An 18,520-nucleotide genomic window follows, 5' to 3' on the forward strand; every position below is an offset into this window, starting at 1 on the left:
GCTCAGCCGAGGAATGCCCGGGAAAAACTGAAGAACACAGAGGCCGCGGTCGCTACGAGCAGCAGCACGGTGAGCGGCCAGGCCCATTCGGCAAGGAACCGCCGTATGCCTCCGGGCGCCGGAAGATCTCCACGGATGATGTTCCGCGCGGTCAGCAGGACAGTCAGGACGATCAGAACTGCCCACACCGCCATGCAGTACAGGCACAGGATGTGGATCACGAACAGTGCCTGGCTCCAAAGCCAGACGACAAAAATGAACCCGAGGCTGACTCCGGTCTGCAGGCCGCGCCAGTACCAGCGGGCCGGATGCGCACCCGAGAACAGGACCATCGCCGTCGTGAGGATGATCGTGAAGGCAACAAGGCCGATCAGCGGATTGGGAAATCCGAACAACGCCGCCTGCCAGGTGCGGAACACCTCGCCGCAGGAGACAAACGGGCTGATGTCGCAGGACGTCACGTAGTTCGGATCCTCGTACAGCGCGATCCGTTCCAGGACCAGTTGCCCCGAGGCCAGAAAGCCGACGACGCCGCACACGGCCATCAACCACGCCATACCGCGGTCGCCGGCGAACGCAGGTTGAGTGTTTCCGCTCCAACCCGCCGGCTCTATCCGGGCGTCCTCGGGCATGCACCCCTCCTCGGTATCGTTGTGCCGGCTTGTTTGCCACCAGCGAGTCTAGCGGCCGGTACAGGCGGTGGTGATGGGCGTGTGAGACAATGAACGTGGCTGGTGCGGGAACCACATTCCGGTGCCGGTCCAGTGACAGGCTTCCGGTTCTGCCGGCGACGCTCCTGCGGATTTGGCACTTCATGGTGAACCCCGCAGAATCCGCCGGGCAGGACCCGCGCTGGTTTTCAGCGATCGGGCAGGAAAAGCGCCACTGGTCTTCGAGTGATGCCGCGCCCCATGGTTGGCGCGACCTCGAACGACACAATAACGACTTCCGGGTGGTGCGTGCACTCACGCCGCGGACACCCGACCAAGCGCCTCGCGGCGACGGAATGTGGACGCCGTTCGCGGGGGTGGAGCACAGCCGAATATGGATACAAACGCATCAGACAGCTCAGAGGTCCTGACGGACACAGCTGAGCAGCAAGCGCCGGCGCTCAAGGCACCGCGTACCCGACGCCAGAAAAATGAGGATGCAGCTGAGCGTCCGGAAGCCGCACCGGCGGTCGCTGACGGTGAAGAGGCCGCGCAACCCGCGCGCCGCCGGACTTCCCGGCGGGCGTCACAGCCTGAAGTCAGCCTGCCCGAGTCCCCATCCCAGCCGCCGTCGGTCGGTTCAAACGCCGGTGCTTCCGGAACTTCTACTGACGCCCCGACCGGCGAAGCTGTCGTCGAAGAGGGCCAGTCCTCGAGCGATGCACCCGCAGCAGAAAAGAAGCCCGTACGCACCCGGCGTACCCGCAAATCCGCGACCGATGTGAGTCCTGAGCCGTCCGCGGCCTCAGCGAAGGCGCCGGATGAGTCCGGTTCCTCGCCGGAGCGGCCCGTCCGCCGTCGTCGTGTGGCAACGAAGGCAGCCACCGTGGAGGGGGCTACCGGAGAGTCGGCAGTAGAACCGCCAGCAGCAGTTGAGCCTGCTGCCACGGAAACTGTTGCGCCGGATGTCCAGACTGCCGGTGCTCCCGAAGCGCCGGCGGCCGAAGAAGCCCCCCGCCGATCCCGACCGACGCGCAGCCGTCGCGCAACACGCAGCGCGGGGCCTGCAGATGACTCCGCCGATTCCGGGAGCGCTGGAACGGGCGTAAGCCAGGACGCTCAGCCGGCTGCCGGCGCACCGGAGGCTGCGGCTGCACCAGACGCTGCGGCCGACGAGGACGTCGCTTCCGGGGGCGCCGAAGCGGATGACCGTGCCGGCCTGGACCCCTTCGCCGTTCCGGATTCGCCGGTATCCTTGCTTTTCCATGCTCCGGACCTCACCGCGGTTGTGCCGCGGACGCCGCCGAAGACCGCTCCGAAGGCTGTTACTGAAGACGCCGAAGACAATACCGAGGGCGACGACGACGGGCGCGGACGCCGCCGGAGCAGGCGCAGCAGGAGCCGCAGCCGGGGGACGGAGTCTGAGGCCTCCGAATCCGGGCCGGAGGTCCGGAACCAGGGGCCGGAGGAGAGCGAGCCGGTGACCTCCCGCCGTCGCCGTCGCCGTCGCCGCGGTGATGAGGACCTCGAACTTACCGGCGGGCAGGATGATGATCCGCCGAACACGATCACGCGTGTCCGTGCGCCGCGGCAGAGCCAGGAAGCGCCGTCGGACCAGGTGACCAGCGTGAAGGGATCCACCCGGCTGGAAGCCAAGAAGCAGCGCCGTCGTGAGTCGAGGGATTCGGGCAGGCGCCGCCAGGTCATCACCGAGGCGGAGTTCCTTGCACGTCGTGAATCCGTTGACCGCCAGATGGTGGTCCGCCAGCGCGACGACAGGATCCAGATCGGTGTCATGGAGGACGGAGTGCTCGCGGAGCACTTCGTGTCCAAGACCCAGCAGGATTCGTTGATCGGGAACGTCTACCTCGGCAAGGTCCAGAACGTCCTGCCCAGCATGGAAGCTGCGTTCATCGATATCGGGCGGGGACGCAACGCCGTACTGTATGCCGGCGAGGTCAACTGGGACGCGGCCGGACTGGACGGCCAGCCGCGCCGCATCGAGCTTGCGCTGAAGTCGGGCGACCCGGTGCTGGTGCAGGTCACCAAGGATCCGGTGGGCCACAAGGGCGCACGGCTGACCAGCCAGATCTCCCTTCCCGGGCGGTACCTGGTGTACGTGCCGGGCGGCTCCATGACCGGAATCTCCCGCAAGCTTCCCGACGTTGAGCGCAATCGCCTCAAGCGGATCCTCAAGGACCGGCTCCCGGAGAACGCAGGCGTCATCGTGCGCACCGCGGCAGAGGGAGCCAGCGAAGAGGAACTGACCCACGACATCAACCGCCTCCGCTCCCAGTGGGAGACAATTGAGGGCAAGGCGAAGTCAACCAAGACGCTCGCGCCGGAACTGCTCTACGGTGAACCGGACCTGACCATCAAGGTGGTCCGGGACGTCTTCAACGAGGACTTCTCCAAGTTGATCGTCTCCGGCGAGGAAGCCTGGGACACAATAGAGGCGTACGTCATGTACGTCGCCCCGGATCTCGTGGGCAGGCTCGAGAAGTGGACGAAGGACGAGGACATCTTCACTGCCCGGCGCATCGACGAGCAGATCCACAAGGCACTGGACCGCAAGGTGTTCCTGCCTTCCGGCGGCTCGCTGGTGATCGACCGGACCGAAGCCATGACCGTGGTCGATGTGAACACAGGCAAGTTCACCGGCAGCGGCGGCAATCTCGAGGAAACCGTCACCAAGAACAACCTTGAAGCGGCTGAGGAAGTCGTCCGGCAGCTTCGCCTGCGCGACATCGGCGGCATCATTGTCATCGACTTCATCGACATGGTGCTCGAGGCGAACCGCGACCTAGTGCTGCGGCGGCTCGTCGAATGCCTCGGACGGGACCGGACCAAGCATCAGGTCGCTGAGGTCACCTCGCTTGGCCTCGTCCAGATGACCCGCAAGCGGATGGGAACCGGGCTGCTGGAGGTGTTCGGCGAGAACTGCGAGCACTGTGCGGGTCGCGGTGTCGTCACCCATGACGAACCGGTTGAGCACCGCAGGCACGCTGTGTCGACGGAGAACCACCAGCAGCACCTGCGCCAGGAGAAGATGTCCCGCAGCGAACGCAAGCGCCGGGCGAAAACTCCGCCGGTGGAGGAGGAGCACGTTTCCGCGCCGGAACCGAGGGCCGATGACGCCGAACGCCTGGCTCGTGCCGAAGCCGCGCGGGCTGCCCTGGCCAGCATCGCCGCTGCCACTCATGCGGCGCATGAGCACGATCACGGGCAAGGAGTCTCGCCGGTGGCGGAAGCGCCGTCGTCGGCCGCTGTGCTGACTATCAATGGGGAGCAGGTGACGCTGCCCAAAGCGGAGAACGCGCCTGCTTCCGTCCGTGCGGAGCCGGCCCTGACCCTGGAGAGTCTGACGGAGGCCTTCAACCGCTTCCCTGCGGCGGGTGGGGCGGATTCCGGCAGCCCGGCGCGCGAGGATCCTGCGAGCCCGGCCAGCGGGACCATGGCGCCTGCGGAGGACGAACCGGCGCATCGGGCCCCGGCGGGCCAGGAGGCGGCGAGACAGGGCATGTCCGCGGACGGCTCCGGTGCGGCGCCATCGTCCGGCCACCGTAAGCGGCGGCACCGCGCCGCCAGCAGCGCCCAGGGTTCGGCTGAGAACGCCACGATCGAGCGCGCCGCTACCGTGGCGGACGCACCGGCAGCCGGAACACAGTATGTTGCACGTGCCGGCAAAGCTGCGCCCAAACCGCAGCAGTCGGACGAGCCCATGATCCTGGGAGTCGGAGTGCCGGCCTCCGAGCTGTAGCAATCGTTGCTCGACAGAACGCGCCGTTCCCGGTCTGAAGGGGGCGGCGTGTTCTGATTGCGGGCGGTGAGCTCCCTGCACGGTAGGGTAGGCCACAGTGACACGCGGTGCCCGGTTCCGGGCTGAGATGAAACGCGTTGAACCTGATCTAGAGATGGCCGTCAATAGGCGGCCTTTGGCCTAGCGGAGGGATGTCGCGGATGAGTATTCGCACGCTCGTAGACACAGTGAAGCACACAGAAGCCCTATCGGTTCCAGCGCGGGCGCGGACTATTCCGCACGTGCTGAGCATTGCGGGAACAGACCCCACCGGCGGGGCCGGTCTTCAGGCTGACCTGAAAAGCATCGGGGCGCAGGGTGGCTACGGTATGGCGGTAGTTACTTCCCTTGTTGCGCAGAACACCCGCGGGGTGCGCAGCGTGCATACACCGCCGTCGACGTTCCTCGATGAACAGCTGCAGGCGGTCAGTGATGACGTCACCATTGATGCGGTGAAGATCGGGATGCTCGGAGACGCGGAAACCATCCGCACAGTCAGGCGATGGTTGCCGCGAGCGACCGGGGCCGTCATCGTCCTCGATCCGGTCATGGTTGCAACCAGCGGGGACAGGCTGCTGGCCTCCGATGCGGAGGACGAGTTGCGCGCTCTGGTGCCGTTCGCTGACCTCGTGACGCCGAACCTGCCCGAGCTCGCGGTACTGCTCGGCGAGCCGGTTGCGACAGGCTGGGAAGCGGCTGTGGAGCAGGGCAAACGGCTTGCAGCTTCAACGGGTACCTCGGTGCTGGTCAAGGGCGGCCATCTGGAAGGTGCCCTGGAGTGCCCGGACGCGCTCGTAGACGCGTCCGACGACGCCGGCACAGTCTCCGTGGTGGGCGGTACTCGCATCGGTACACGGAACACGCACGGTACCGGCTGCTCCCTTTCGGCGGCCCTGGCGACCGTCCAGACGCGCACCGGGAACTGGCACCAGTCGCTGCTGATCGTGAAGAAATGGCTTCGGGGCGCGCTCGAACGGGCCGACGAGCTCAACGTGGGGCAGGGAAACGGACCGATCCATCACTTCCATGAGTTCGTACCCGGGCCGATCCCGGCGCCCCCGCCAGAGGAGCGCCCGTTCAGCGAGCAGGTCTGGGAGCTCACCACAAGCCACCGTCTGGCGATCGAGACGCTCGGGTTCGTACGGGCGCTCGGCGACGGTAGCCTGCCGCCTGAACAGTTTGCGTATTATCTGGCCCAGGACGCCATGTATCTGAGGGGCTACTCGCGCGTGCTGTCCAGGGCAAGCGCTCTTGCACCCAGCGAGGCTGAGCAACTCTTCTGGGCGAAGTCGGCACTCAGTTGCCTTGAGGTGGAATCCGAGCTCCACCGGACGTGGCTGACCGGACGCGGGCAGTCACCGGCCCAGGGGCGGGTGACGAGGGCCTACGTTGACCATCTGCTGGCAGCCTCTGCCAACGCAGGCTACGCCGTCCTGGTGGCGGCGGTCCTGCCGTGCTACTGGCTTTACGCACACGTGGGCAATGCCCTGCACTCGCAGTGGATCGGCAACGGAGCCAGCCCGGACCACCCGTACGCAAACTGGCTGGAAACGTACGCCGATCCAGCGTTCGCGGAGGCTACCGCACGTGCAATCTCCATCGCAGATTCGTGTTTCGCTGCTGCCCCGCCCGCAGACAGGGAGGCAATGATCGAGGCGTTCGGAGCATCTGCCTGGTATGAACATGAGTTCTTTGACGCGCCGACACGCCTTGATTTGCGGGATTCCGCGAAATTGCCGTAATCTAGATCTTCGGTGCGGCGCCCTCGTATGGCTATTTTCGGGGCGTGGATGCATCGTGAGTGCACTAGCACCCCTCCGGCTGCGCTGAGAACAGCGTACGGTCCCGGAAACAGTATGCAAACAGTTTGATCGTCGAGAGAAGTGAGTTCCCAAGTGGTGTACGCGATTGTCCGCGCAGGCGGCCGCCAAGAAAAGGTTTCCGTGGGAGACCTCGTAACCCTTGACCGCGTCCCCGGTGAGGCCGGCAGCAGCTTCCAGCTGCCTGCTCTCCTTCTGGTAGACGGCGACAAGGTGACTTCAGCAGCACAGGACCTGGCAAAGGTCAGTGTCACTGCCGAAATCGTCGAGAATCTTCGGGGCCCGAAGATTGTTATCCAGAAGTTCAAGAACAAGACCGGCTACAAGAAGCGCCAGGGTCACCGTTCAGAGCTCACCAAGGTCAAGATCACGGGTATCAAGTAACCGCTGCAGGTTCCTTGATCCAAAGATTCTGTTTCAGAAAAGGGCAGGCATAACAGATGGCACATAAGAAGGGTGCGAGTTCCACTCGCAACGGTCGCGACTCCAACGCGCAGTACCTCGGCGTGAAGCGCTTCGGCGGACAGGTCGTCAAGGCAGGCGAAATCATCGTCCGCCAGCGCGGAACCCACTTCCACCCCGGCGCCAACGTCGGTCGTGGCGGCGATGACACGCTGTTCGCCCTGGAAGCCGGTGCCGTTGAGTTCGGTACCCGCCGTGGACGTCGCGTTGTCAACATCGTGGGTGCGGCTGCCGAGTAGTACTCGCAACCGCACACCATAGCAGCGTTATACAAGAGCACTAGGGTGGGGTGAGCCAATCAGGCTCACCCCATTTTCTTTTAAGCCGATAAACTCGGCAAAAATGAGAACTTTCTCAAGAGGAGTACACCGTGGCAAGCTTCGTTGACCGGGTAGTTCTGCACGTCTCGGGCGGCACCGGCGGGCACGGGTGCGTCTCGGTCAAGCGGGAGAAGTTCAAGCCGCTGGGCGGGCCTGACGGTGGGAACGGCGGCGACGGCGGAGCCGTCATCCTTCGTGTGGAACCGCAGACCACAACCCTGCTGGACTACCATCATGCCCCGCACCGGCATGCCACCAACGGTGGAAACGGCATGGGTGACTGGCGCGAGGGAAAGAGGGGCGAGACGCTCATCCTTCCCGTTCCGGACGGCACGGTGGTGAAGACGCGCGACGGCGAAGTGCTGGCTGACCTTGTCGGCGCCGGTACCGAGTATGTGGCAGCAGCCGGTGGACAGGGTGGTCTCGGTAACTCCTCACTATCGTCGCAGAAGCGCAAGGCACCCGGGTTTGCACTCCTGGGTATTCCGGGTGATGCCCGGGATGTGGTGCTGGAACTCAAATCCATCGCTGACATCGCCCTGGTCGGGTTCCCCTCGGCCGGCAAGTCCAGCCTCATTGCCGCCATGTCTGCGGCCCGCCCCAAGATTGCTGACTACCCGTTCACCACCCTGCGTCCCAACCTTGGAGTCGTACAGGCCGGTGAGGTCCGCTTCACCATCGCGGATGTCCCCGGACTCATTGAGGGCGCGAGCGAGGGCAGGGGACTGGGCCATGACTTCCTTCGACACGTCGAACGGTGCGCCGCCCTCGTCCATGTGCTTGACTGCGCCGCGCTTGAGACTGACAGGGATCCGCTGAAGGACCTTGAAATCATTGAGAGCGAGCTTGATCGCTACGCCGTTGACATGAGTTACGCCGGTCCCGGCGGTGAGGTTGTGCCGCTCAATGAGCGTCCGCGCCTGGTGGCACTCAATAAGGTGGATGTGCCAGACGGCCGTGACATGGCAGAGTTTGTGCGTCCGGAACTTGAAGCCCGCGGTTACCGTGTCTTCGAGGTGTCAGCTACAAGCCATGAAGGGCTCCGGCAGCTCGGGTTCGCGATGGCGGAGATTGTGCGCGAGGCCCGCGAGCTACTCAAAACCGCACCTCCGGTTGTGGCTCCTCCGGTGCTCCGTCCGCGCGCAGTCAACGAAAAGGGATTTGTCATCCGACGCGAGGAGAAAAACCTCGAACCCCTCTTTCGGGTGTTGGGTGAGAAGCCCGAGCGCTGGGTGAAGCAGACCGACTTCACAAATGACGAGGCTGTTGGCTACCTTGCGGACAGGCTCGCTAAGTTGGGTGTTGAGGAACAGCTCTTCAGGAGCGGAGCGAAGCCGGGGGACACCGTGGTGATCGGCGAGGGCGACGGCGTCGTCTTCGACTGGGAGCCAACCATGATGGGCGGTGCTGAACTTCTCGCTTCTCCGCGCGGTACCGACATCCGTTTGGCCGAGTACGTGCGCCCCACGCGTGACCAGAAGCGTGAGGACCACCAGAACCGGAAGGATGCGCGGGCCGCAGCGCGCGAAGAACTCGAGGCAGAGCGGAAGGCCGGCATCTGGACGGAGTCGGTCAACTACAAGCACTCCGGTCCGAAGGCAGCGAAGAACGACGGCGCCACCGACACCGGCTCCGGCGGTGACGCTGGCGAGGACTGATTTCGCCGAGCACCAGAAAATCCGCAATCAACAGAAGGAATAGATGACAGTAAAGCGCCCGATCAAAACCCGCTCCGGACTGGCGAAGGCCAAGAGAATCGTTGTCAAGGTAGGTTCATCTTCCCTCACGTCGCTCTCCGGAGGACTCTCCGATGAAGCGCTGTTCGCCCTGTCCGATGTGCTCGCTGCCCGCCATAACGAAGGAACCGAGGTCATCCTTGTCTCCTCGGGAGCAATTGCAGCGGGCCTCGCTCCGCTTGGACTCCCACGGCGACCGAACCAGCTCTCGTCGCAGCAGGCAGCTGCCAGTGTGGGGCAGGGCCTGCTCATGGCGCGCTACACCCACGCATTCGGCGCTCACGGGGTCACCGTCAGCCAGGTCCTGCTCACCCTCGATGACCTGATACGGCGAAGCCACTACGCGAATGCGCACCGCGCAATGGAGCGGCTCCTGAACTTCGGCGTGGTGCCCATCGTCAACGAGAACGACACCGTGGCAAGCTCCGAGATCCGTTTCGGGGACAATGACCGCCTGGCTGCCCTGGTTGCCCACCTGGTCAAGGCTGATGCGCTGATCCTGCTTTCTGATGTCGACTCCCTCTATGACGGTCCACCCAAGGACGGAGCAAAGCGCATCCCCGAAGTCCGTGGACCTCAGGACCTCGAAGGGGTGAGCATCGGCAAGACCGGGAAGGCCGGGGTCGGTACGGGCGGTATGGTGACGAAGGTCGAAGCTGCCACGATCGCCGCTTCCTCCGGCATTCCAGCACTGGTCACATCGGCGGATAACGCCGGACCGGCATTGGCTGGAGAGGACGTGGGAACCTGGTTCAGCACCAACGGCCGCCGCCAGCCGATCCGCCTGCTCTGGCTGGCCCACCTGGCCCGGATTCAGGGAACGCTCACGCTTGACGACGGCGCGGCCAAAGCCGTGGGGGAGCGGCGGCGGTCGCTCCTGTCGGCGGGAATCGTTTCAGTCGGCGGAGAGTTTGAGGCAGGGGATCCCGTCGAGATGGTGGACCGAACCGGTTCGGTCATTGCCCGGGGGCTGGTGAACTATAGCTCATTCGAGTTGCCGCGGATGCTCGGCAGGACCACCCGCGAGCTGTCGAAGGAACTCGGCAGGGAATACGAGCGTTCAGTGGTGCACGTCAACGACTTGGTCGTGCTCAATACGGTCGCACCTTCCTGACCCCGGCTGGGGTTGGGAGGACGCGCTCGTTAGACTGGAGTGATGACTGACGTGACTACACAGCAGACTGCCCATCAGACAACCACCGAATCCGCCGACGGCGAGCAGCCGGCCACGCCGGTGAACGTCGAGCAGGCTGTGCACGCCATAGCGGACCGCGCCAGAACCGCGTCGCGGATCGTTGCCCGGGCCAACCGGTCCCATAAGGACAAGGCGCTCGAAGCCATAGGTGAGGCACTCGTAGCCAATCAGGGCGCCATTCTTCGAGCCAACCAGAAGGACCTGGAGTCGGGGCGTGCCAAAGGTACCTCAGCTGCCCTGCTTGACCGGTTGAGCCTGAGCGAAGAACGGATTGCGGGTTTGGCCGCAGCGCTGGAGAACCTTGCCGGCCTGCCGGATCCCGTGGGTACCATCGACCGCGGGCAAACTCTGCCTAATGGCGTCCGTCTCCGGCAGGTCCACGTTCCCCTCGGTGTGGTCGCAGCCATCTATGAGGCCCGGCCCAATGTGACGGTGGACATCGCCGGCCTCGCACTGAAGAGCGGCAACGCCGTCATCCTGCGTGGTGGCAGTGCCGCCGCTCATACCAATGCTGCGCTGCTTGGCATTATCCGGGATGCACTGGACCGCACCGGGCTGCCTGCGGATGCCGTGCAGACTGTGGACGAGTTCGGCCGCGAAGGAGCCAACGTCCTGATGAAGGCACGCGGACGGGTGGATGTACTGATTCCCCGCGGTGGCCATGACCTGATCCAGACGGTAGTCAGCAATGCAGCCGTACCCGTCATTGAGACGGGCGAAGGCAACGTTCACATCTTCCTCGATGAGAGCGCGGACGAGGAAATGGCGGTAGACATCCTGCTCAATGCCAAGACACAGCGCCCCAGTGTCTGCAACACGGTTGAGACCCTCCTCGTGCACAAGGACGCGAAGGCTGCCCCGGCAGTTCTGGAAGCACTGTCCGGTGCCGGTGTGCGTATCCACGCAGACGCCCGGATTCAGGCTATCCTCCCGCAGGGCGTAAGCGCTGATACAGCCAGCGAGGATGACTGGGCGCGTGAATACATGGATCTCGACATCGCGGTTGCAATGGTGGACACCGTGGATGAAGCGCTGGAGCACATCCGGACCTGGAGCACCGGCCACACCGAAGCCATCATCACCAATAACCTGGCACGGTCTGAAGAGTTCATTGCCGGTGTGGATTCGGCGGCCGTCATTGTCAATGCTTCCACGCGATTCACCGACGGCGGCGAGCTCGGCCTGGGCGCCGAGGTCGGCATCTCCACTCAGAAGATGCATGCCCGGGGACCAATGGGCTTGCGCGAGCTGACCACCACGAAGTGGATCATCCAGGGCGACGGACAGATCCGGCGGTAGTAACGCGTAGGATAGTACCGAAACAGTACTGAAAGTACGCGCTGACCCGCGTCCGGCGGCGGGCGGACACCTCGTTCCCAAGGGGAGAAGAATGCTGACACAAATCCTCAACGTTGCTGTTGTTGCAGGCGAGACTGCCGAGCACCACACCGAGCTTCCGATGCCTGCCATCGCGTACGGCGCTATCATCATGGGGTTGCTGTTGTTGCTGATGTTCGTCACTATCGCGTTCACCAGCCTGGGGCACCGGCATGAGGCAGTGCAGGAGCACGCCGATCCCCATCGCCAGCATCCGAACAAGCATGATCACGGCGAATCGGCCCACTGATCTCGTTGACCGCTCCGCCCGCGTCCACCCCTGAGCAAGGGATACTCCCGAACGCTCGCCCTTCCGACGGCCCTGCCCGCTGGCGTCTAGGAGTCATGGGTGGAACTTTCGATCCGATCCACCACGGTCACCTCGTTGCGGCCAGCGAAGTTGCGGCAGCCTTCGACCTCGACGAAGTCGTCTTTGTTCCGACGGGCCAACCTTGGCAGAAAAATGCCCAGGAAGTCAGCCCGGCCGAGCACCGCTACCTCATGACCGTAGTGGCCACAGCATCGAACCCGCGGTTCACGGTGAGCAGGGTGGATATCGACCGCCCGGGCCCTACCTACACGATCGACACACTCCGGGACCTGAGAGCTACACGGCCGGAAGCGGAGTTGTTCTTCATCACGGGCGCAGACGCCATGGCGCAGATTCTCTCCTGGAAGAACGTGGATGAGCTGTGGTCTCTGGCGCACTTCGTCGGTGTCACCAGGCCTGGCCATGAACTGAGCACGCAACGCAAGGACGTCAGCCTGATGGAAGTTCCGGCTATGTCGATTTCTTCGACAGACTGCCGTCGCCGAGTCTCGGGTGGAGAGCCGGTCTGGTACCTGGTTCCGGACGGCGTCGTGCAGTACATCGCAAAGCACGGGCTCTACCGGAAAGGTGCCCCTGAGACGGGAACGCCGGTCCAACCTGAAGTGTCCACAACAACATGACAATCACTGGGTGAAGAAGTAATGAGTAACGGTCACGAGTCCCCGCAGAGCCGGAGGTCGCTCCGACAAGCGAGCGCAGCCTCCGCCGGGGACCACTTGCCGTCGCAGGGAAGTTCCGAGGGGGCACTGATGCCCGGCCACCGGCCGCCGGCGCAGTCCGGCAAGCCGGCGGCTGTCAGCCTTGAACCTGCGCCCCGCGAACGGCGCAGCCGGCGGGCAGCGAACGCTCCTGTGGACGCGCCGTCGGCCGTGTCGGCTCCGTCCACGGAACGTCTGTCGCAGGTCCGTGCCCGTGACCGCGAAATGCTGCGCAGCTACCGTGCGCTGGCTGACCAGCAAGTTGACCAGCCCGCAGGCATCCCCACCCGACGCCAACTTCGTCTCCAGCAGCAGGCAGCCCGCGAGAAGGCGCTGCAGGCTGAAGGCACTCCGCTCACGTCGCCCGCCGAGGTAAGCCCATCTGACGTTGCTCATCCGGACGGGATGACGGTGGAGCAAGCTCTGGCTGCGCGTGAAGCAATTGCCCATCAGGCGCAAAACCAGGTGGCGGTCATGGAAGCGGCGGCGAAGGACGATCCCTTCTCGGTTGACTTGGAGATCCTCGCCCAGCAGAAGGCACTTGCCGAGCGTGCAGCCGTGCTCAACACGCGTGCGCAGAAAATCCAGCAGCTCACGCAGGAGAACCGGCAGCGCAAGCCGCTGCTCAATGACCCGACAACGGCGCACAATCTCTCGATCGTTTCCCCGGTCGAGTTCGTTCGGGCTCCGACGGAAATTCCGCAGGGTGCTGCGCCCTCGACCTCCCACATCCCGGTTGTGACTGCGCCCGCTGTGCCGAGCAGGCCGCCGTCGTCGGCGCTGTCTCCGGATTCTGCGGGACGCTCGCAGGTGCTAGCGCAGGCGGAGGCAATGGTCCGTGAACAGCGCCGCCCGGGTTCCGACGGCGCCACTCCCATCCGTGCGCGCAGCGCCCACGGATTGGAGCCCCTTGATGCGATGACGGCAGGACTGGCACGTGTCCAGCGAATGCGAATCGCGCAGTATTCGGTAGTAGGTTTGGGCGCTCTGGCGCTCATCACCGGAATCATGATGATCGTCGGCCGCTTTTAGCAGCCGACCACACCCTAGGAGATTAGTGAGCGCATCGGAATCGTCCATTGCGATTGCCCGCACCGCAGCACGCGCGGCGACGGACAAAATCGCACAGGACATCGTGGCCATGGATGTCAGTGAACGCCTGGCGATCACTGACGTCTTCCTTGTGGCCTCAGCCCCCAGCGAGCGCCAGGTCAACGCCATTGTTGACGGCATCGAAGAAGAACTCTCAAAGCAGGACCTGAAGCCCGTACGCCGCGAGGGCCGGAGCGAGGGCCGCTGGGTACTGCTTGATTACGCTGAGGTGGTCATCCACGTGCAGCACCAGGAAGACCGCGTTTTCTACGCCCTGGAGCGGCTGTGGGGCGACTGCCCCAAGGTTGACCTGCAGCTGGAGGGCGCGTCGGGCGCTGCTCCCGCAGACACCGCGTCAGCCGACGCCGAGTGAGTCCGCGCGCCGTAGACAGCGCAGCTGGGGACTCCGCACCGGAGGGTCGGCGGATCGTTTTCTGGCGGCACGGCCGGACTGAGTGGAACGCCCGCGGCCTGTTCCAGGGCCAGGAGGACATCGCGCTCGATGATCTTGGCAGGCAGCAGGCTGCACAGGCAGCCCACGAGCTGAAGCACCTGTCGCCGTCGCTCATTGTGTCCTCGGACCTGGAACGGGCGCGGGATACTGCAGCGGCATTGAGCGTAGCCACGGGAGTGCCTGTGGGTACGGACCCACGCTTCCGGGAGACCTATGCCGGCCAATGGCAGGGACTTGCGTTCGCGGAGATCGGCGCGAGGTTTCCCGAGGAGCAGCAGGCGTGGCACGAAGGTGATCCTTTTGTTGCTGCCGGCGGTGGAGAGAGCCGGTCGGACGTCGGCGGGCGCATGAAGGCGGGGACGCTCGAGGCCGTCGCTCAGTTGGCGCCGGGACAGACGCTCGTCGTGGTCAGCCATGGCGGAGCGATCCGCGCAGGCGTTGCCGCCCTGATGGGTATCCCGGCGAACCTATGGGGATCGCTGGCTGGTGTGGCCAACTGTCACTGGTCGGTTCTGGAGGAGCTGAATCCGTCGTCGTCGGCGGTGCCGCTCAGATGGCAGTTGACCGAGCATAACGTCGGGCTGGCATCCATGCCGTCGTCGCCGCTGGAAGGTTGAATCGACGCCGTCGCGCCGATTTTGCGGGGGCAGGAAAATTGTCTAAACTGAACAAGTTGCTTCGGCCTGATCAGGGCGGGATCAACGGGTTTGGGGCTGTGGCGCAGCTGGTAGCGCACCTGCATGGCATGCAGGGGGTCAGGGGTTCGAGTCCCCTCAGCTCCACCAACAATCCGCTGGAAACAAGGGAAGTAGCCTTGGTTGCAGCGGATTTTTAGGTGGCCGGCACACCTTCGATCTTGTTCTCTCGGAATGCTTCGACAAATAGTGCGTGGTCTCGGCGGACGTCCGCTGCGTGTTCAGTGCAGGAATCGATGAGGTCATTGATGAATTCCTCTTCCTTGCCTTGAACTACTTTCAGGATCGCCGCTTCTGTCTGAAATGACACGAGGTCATGGTCACTATCCTCGTCTGTGGAACAGTGGATCTTCGCGGTTGCCCGGCCGAGAACTTCCAACACCGGCTCGATCTGCTCCGGTTCAGTAAGCTCCTCCCAACTGAGATCGCGTTGATAGGGGGAAAGCTCCGTGACGACGAATGCGGTGCCGCCGATTGTTGTATAGCCAAGGTACGGATCCGTGTTTGTCTGCAATGAACGCTGGCTGATGACCGCCCGCTGGGCGTCATGGGTGAAATAGTCACGCACCCGCCCTTCCGTGACTATTCTGCTCGGTGCAGCGACATTCGCCTGTTTCATCGACAGGATGATGTCGTTCTCTTGAGCTTCGTCAAAGCCCTCTATCAAGATGTTGTATGCGGGCAATCCGGCACTGCCAATCCCGAAGCCGTTCTTGCCGATAATGTCCTTGACCCGGAAAAACACGGGCCGCTGGTAACGGTCATGTTGGGGGATGGTTTTAAGGTATTCCTCGAAGGCAGCCGACACACGGCTGAATTCCTCTTCGTTCAGCCGCCGTGTTGAGTGGTCCTCGGAAAAGCGGCGTTCGTGATCCTCGATAGTGGTCAAGGACTTCAGCAGGCCGATTCTGCGTGCGGACCTCGCCGCCTGCAGCACGGCATGGATGCTTCCCTTCGTATTGCTCAGGCCCAACGCGAAGTCTGCCTGGCCGTCGCCGGCGTAGCCCTTCACCTGATCCAGATAAGCCTGAAGGTAGGTGTTGGCCAAACCCCGTATCGATTGTTCCGGGAGGGCTTTCTGCCAACACAACAGAGCCAATGAGGTGAGGAAGCGGCGCAGGTCCCAGGAGAAGTGTCCTATGTACGCCTCATCGAAATCGTTGACGTCGAAGGCGAGGGTGCCTTCGCTGCTCATATAGGTACCGAAGTTACCGGCGTGGAGGTCGCCTTGGATCCATACCCTCGCGGTGCGCTCATCCGCCCATTTGTCCTCGAGATTTTCCATGTCAGCGTAAAAGATGGAAGCACTGCCTCGGTAGAACGCGTACGGGTCCGACGCCATCTTTCGAAATCGCATTCTGAAAGCCGCGGGGTCGGCTTTCATCAGCGACTCAAGAGCATTGACAAGCGTGTGCGTAATCATTGTCTGGCGTTCGGCTGATTCAATCATCCACTTACGCTAGGCAACGTACCTGCGTGGAGTATGAGTAAGAACTCTGATTCAGCTGGTGCCCCCGGCGTCGACGCTCAGCGCGCGTGTCACACTCAGGGCTGCGGTGGGAGCGGTGCTTCACTCCCGAGCGTCTGATCGAGTTCCGCCCGTGAGGCCGAGCTGGCTCGGATGGGTCTCATGGGGAGCGATGAAAAAGGCAACGTGATGACTTCGCATAAACGGTGGAAAATCGGACATGTGTATAGATTGACGCTATGACCCCGCTTTCCGAGCTCACCCTTGCACAGCTGCAGCAGCGGACCAGCGTCAAGTGGCGAACCTACGCAGCTGATGTTCTGCCGCTGTGGGTCGCCGAAATGGATGTGTCCCTGGCACCGCCGATCCACTCCAGGTTGAAGCGTGCCATCGACCTCGGAGACACCGGCTATCCTGCGGGAAACGAATACGCAGAAGCGTTTCGGGAGTTCGCCGCTGCCCGGTGGTCGTGGGACGGTGTCGTTCCGGACCGCGTTGCGCTGGTTCCGGACGTCATGCTGGGAATAGTGGAAACCCTTCGGCTGATCACCGGTCCGGGGGACCCGGTGGTAGTCACTCCACCCGTTTACGCGCCGTTCTTTGCGTTCATCGAGCATGCGGACCGGAAGGTCCTTGCAGTACCGCTCGGTGAGGATGGACGGTTGGATCCGGTCGCTCTCGATGATGCATTCCGGAGGGCACGCTCCCAGTCCGAGCGCCCCGTGTTTCTCCTGTGCAACCCGCACAACCCCACCGGAACAGTCCATACACGCCAGGAACTCGAAGGAGTCGCCGTCCTTGCTCAACGGCACGGTGTGCGGGTCATCTCCGATGAAATCCACGCCCCGCTTGTACTCTCGGGCGCCAGCTTCACACCGTACTTGAGCGTCGCCGGAAGTGAAGACGCGTTTTCACTTGTTTCCGCCTCGAAGGCCTGGAACCTTGCCGGGCTCAAGGCGGCTCTGCTGCTCGCCGGTCCAGCCGCAGCATCGGACCTGGCCCGGCTTCCCGAAGAAGTCGGCCACGGGGCGAGCCACCTCGGTGTGCTTGCCCACACGGCCGCCTTCCGGGAGGGTGGCTCGTGGCCTGATTCACTCCTCACGGGCCTCGACTATAACCGGGCGCTGCTGGGAGACCTCATCGTTGAGCATCTTCCCGGGGCGGCGTTGACCAGGCCGGAAGGGACGTACCTGGCATGGCTCGACCTTCGCGAGCTCGGATTCGAGGAGGGTGCGGGAAGCGGCGGTCTAGCCGTCGTGACCGAGCTTGCGGGACCGGCACGGTTTTTTCTCGACACCGCCCGCGTTGCGCTCAGCTCAGGGCACGTCTTCGGAAGCGGCGGAGCGGGTCACGCGCGCATCAACTACGCCACCCACCCGGACATCCTCACCGAAGCCGTCCAGCGCATGGGCCGCGCGCTCCGGGAACGGTCGGCCAACTAGCCGCGGGCGGCGTACGCCTTCAGCACGCGGTCCGCCGCTCCGCCGAGATTCCACTGGTCAGCCAGTTTCTTCAACTTTTGTTCGTGATCGGTATCGAGCGGCCTGATCCGTGACTCGAATGTTCCGACGTCGAGGTCCCTGACCACATTCACCACGGTTGGGGCGACAGCGAGGTAATCTGCTGCAGCTGTGAGCTTCTGGCATATCGACGCAGACATCGAGCTGGAGGGGTTCGAGGCCGCTTCCATGATGCCGTCCAGGTCAACAAACTCCTTGAGCAGGCTGGCCGCTGTCTTATCGCCGATGCCGGAAACTCCGGGCAGCCCGTCCGAGGCGTCGCCCCGCAAGGCAGCGAAGTCGGCGTACTGGCCGGGGAGCACTGCGTACCTGCTTACCACCGTCACATCGGTCACTGCTTCAAGTTTGCTCATGCCGCGAGCGGTGTACAGGACGCGGACGCCGGTGGCGTCGTCGATAAGCTGGAAAAGATCGCGGTCACCGGTGACGATATCCACCGGCGCGGCTGCCTGGCTGGCAAGGCTGCCGATGACATCATCTGCTTCGTGGTCAGCCGCGCCGATGATCGGGAGGTCGAGCGAAGCCAGGACTTCGCGGATCAGGGGCAGCTGAGCAACCAGTCCCTCCGGCGTCTCCTCGACATCAGGACCGTCGGGCACCTTCCTGGCGACCCGGTGCTCCTTATAACTCGGGATCAGCTCCACGCGCCATTTCGGCCGCCAGTCATCATCCCAGCAGGCGACGAGGTGCGTGGGTTCGTAATCGGTCACCAGCCGGGAAATCATGTCGAGCAGCCCGCGCACGGCGTTGACAGGCATCCCGTCGGCTGCTTTGAGACTGTCCGGCAGCCCGTAGAAGGCGCGGAAGTATAGGGACGGAGTATCCAGGAGCATCAGTCGTTCGGCCACACATCGATACTGCCACGGTCAGGCGGAAGAATGACGACGCCGGTGCCCCGTCCGG

At 63.7% G+C, this 18,520-nt stretch carries 16 protein-coding genes, 1 tRNA gene and 1 riboswitch; of the genes, 14 read left to right on the plus strand and 3 right to left on the minus strand.

Features of this window, described 5'->3' with window-relative positions; genetic code table 11:
• Nucleotides 1–2 precede the first annotated feature (2 nt).
• Complete coding sequence (locus ASH00_RS08240) at nt 3–632, minus strand: vitamin K epoxide reductase family protein (protein ID WP_056547283.1); 630 nt, start codon at nt 630–632, stop codon at nt 3–5.
• Nucleotides 633–1,044: 412 nt separating this feature from the next.
• On the opposite strand from ASH00_RS08240, the gene ASH00_RS08245 reads away from it, so the two are divergent.
• From ASH00_RS08245 to ASH00_RS08305, 13 genes are all read left to right on the plus strand, one after another.
• Nucleotides 1,045–4,410, plus strand: a complete 3,366-nt coding sequence (locus ASH00_RS08245) for an Rne/Rng family ribonuclease (RefSeq protein ID WP_056547285.1) — start codon at nt 1,045–1,047, stop codon at nt 4,408–4,410.
• A 93-nt stretch (nt 4,411–4,503) separates the two neighbouring features.
• A riboswitch (TPP riboswitch) is annotated at nt 4,504–4,619 on the plus strand.
• Nucleotides 4,611–6,191: a bifunctional hydroxymethylpyrimidine kinase/phosphomethylpyrimidine kinase gene (locus tag ASH00_RS08250; protein WP_056547288.1), complete on the plus strand. Its 1,581-nt coding sequence runs from the start codon at nt 4,611–4,613 to the stop codon at nt 6,189–6,191. Its footprint overlaps the riboswitch before it by 9 nt.
• Before the next feature lie 153 nt (nt 6,192–6,344).
• Entirely contained in the window at nt 6,345–6,653 is a 309-nt protein-coding gene (rplU, locus tag ASH00_RS08255) for a 50S ribosomal protein L21 (protein WP_056547291.1), read from the plus strand.
• A 56-nt stretch (nt 6,654–6,709) separates the two neighbouring features.
• Entirely contained in the window at nt 6,710–6,970 is a 261-nt protein-coding gene (rpmA, locus tag ASH00_RS08260; protein WP_026545518.1) for a 50S ribosomal protein L27, read from the plus strand.
• 131 nt (nt 6,971–7,101) lie between these two features.
• The gene (gene obgE / locus ASH00_RS08265) at nt 7,102–8,709 is read left to right on the plus strand and encodes a GTPase ObgE (RefSeq protein WP_056547294.1); all 1,608 of its coding nucleotides are present in this window, start codon (nt 7,102–7,104) and stop codon (nt 8,707–8,709) included.
• A gap of 43 nt (nt 8,710–8,752) precedes the next feature.
• A complete protein-coding gene (proB, locus tag ASH00_RS08270; RefSeq protein WP_056547298.1) occupies nt 8,753–9,901 on the plus strand; it encodes a glutamate 5-kinase in 1,149 nt (382 codons plus the stop codon).
• 42 nt (nt 9,902–9,943) lie between these two features.
• Entirely contained in the window at nt 9,944–11,281 is a 1,338-nt protein-coding gene (locus tag ASH00_RS08275; protein WP_056547300.1) for a glutamate-5-semialdehyde dehydrogenase, read from the plus strand.
• A 91-nt stretch (nt 11,282–11,372) separates the two neighbouring features.
• Nucleotides 11,373–11,609 carry a hypothetical protein gene (locus ASH00_RS08280; protein WP_056547303.1) on the plus strand — a complete coding sequence of 79 codons (237 nt, stop codon included), beginning with the start codon at nt 11,373–11,375 and terminating at the stop codon, nt 11,607–11,609.
• Between the two features lie 41 nt (nt 11,610–11,650).
• Nucleotides 11,651–12,310, plus strand: a complete 660-nt coding sequence (gene nadD, locus ASH00_RS08285; protein ID WP_268760498.1) for a nicotinate-nucleotide adenylyltransferase — start codon at nt 11,651–11,653, stop codon at nt 12,308–12,310.
• Between the two features lie 129 nt (nt 12,311–12,439).
• Nucleotides 12,440–13,420: a hypothetical protein gene (locus tag ASH00_RS08290; RefSeq protein ID WP_056547310.1), complete on the plus strand. Its 981-nt coding sequence runs from the start codon at nt 12,440–12,442 to the stop codon at nt 13,418–13,420.
• Nucleotides 13,421–13,445: 25 nt separating this feature from the next.
• The gene (gene rsfS, locus ASH00_RS08295) at nt 13,446–13,853 is read left to right on the plus strand and encodes a ribosome silencing factor (protein WP_056547312.1); all 408 of its coding nucleotides are present in this window, start codon (nt 13,446–13,448) and stop codon (nt 13,851–13,853) included.
• Nucleotides 13,850–14,551, plus strand: a complete 702-nt coding sequence (locus ASH00_RS08300) for a histidine phosphatase family protein (RefSeq protein WP_056547315.1) — start codon at nt 13,850–13,852, stop codon at nt 14,549–14,551. The genes rsfS and ASH00_RS08300 overlap by 4 nt, the downstream gene beginning before the upstream one ends.
• A gap of 92 nt (nt 14,552–14,643) precedes the next feature.
• Nucleotides 14,644–14,719: transfer RNA gene (locus ASH00_RS08305), tRNA-Ala, on the plus strand.
• A gap of 46 nt (nt 14,720–14,765) precedes the next feature.
• Here the strand turns inward: ASH00_RS08305 and ASH00_RS08310 are convergent.
• The gene (locus tag ASH00_RS08310) at nt 14,766–16,079 is read right to left on the minus strand and encodes a DUF2252 domain-containing protein (RefSeq protein ID WP_056547317.1); all 1,314 of its coding nucleotides are present in this window, start codon (nt 16,077–16,079) and stop codon (nt 14,766–14,768) included.
• A 257-nt stretch (nt 16,080–16,336) separates the two neighbouring features.
• Between ASH00_RS08310 and ASH00_RS08315 the strand changes: the two genes are divergently transcribed.
• Nucleotides 16,337–17,539 carry a MalY/PatB family protein gene (locus ASH00_RS08315; protein WP_056547319.1) on the plus strand — a complete coding sequence of 401 codons (1,203 nt, stop codon included), beginning with the start codon at nt 16,337–16,339 and terminating at the stop codon, nt 17,537–17,539.
• On the opposite strand, the gene ASH00_RS08320 is transcribed toward ASH00_RS08315, so the two are convergent.
• Nucleotides 17,536–18,465 (minus strand): 5'-3' exonuclease, encoded by a 930-nt coding sequence (locus ASH00_RS08320; RefSeq protein WP_056547320.1) that lies wholly within the window; start codon nt 18,463–18,465, stop codon nt 17,536–17,538. The genes ASH00_RS08315 and ASH00_RS08320 overlap by 4 nt on opposite strands.
• Nucleotides 18,466–18,520: the final 55 nt, after the last annotated feature.

This window comes from Arthrobacter sp. Soil782 (assembly GCF_001428435.1).
Taxonomy (GTDB): domain Bacteria; phylum Actinomycetota; class Actinomycetes; order Actinomycetales; family Micrococcaceae; genus Arthrobacter_D; species Arthrobacter_D parietis.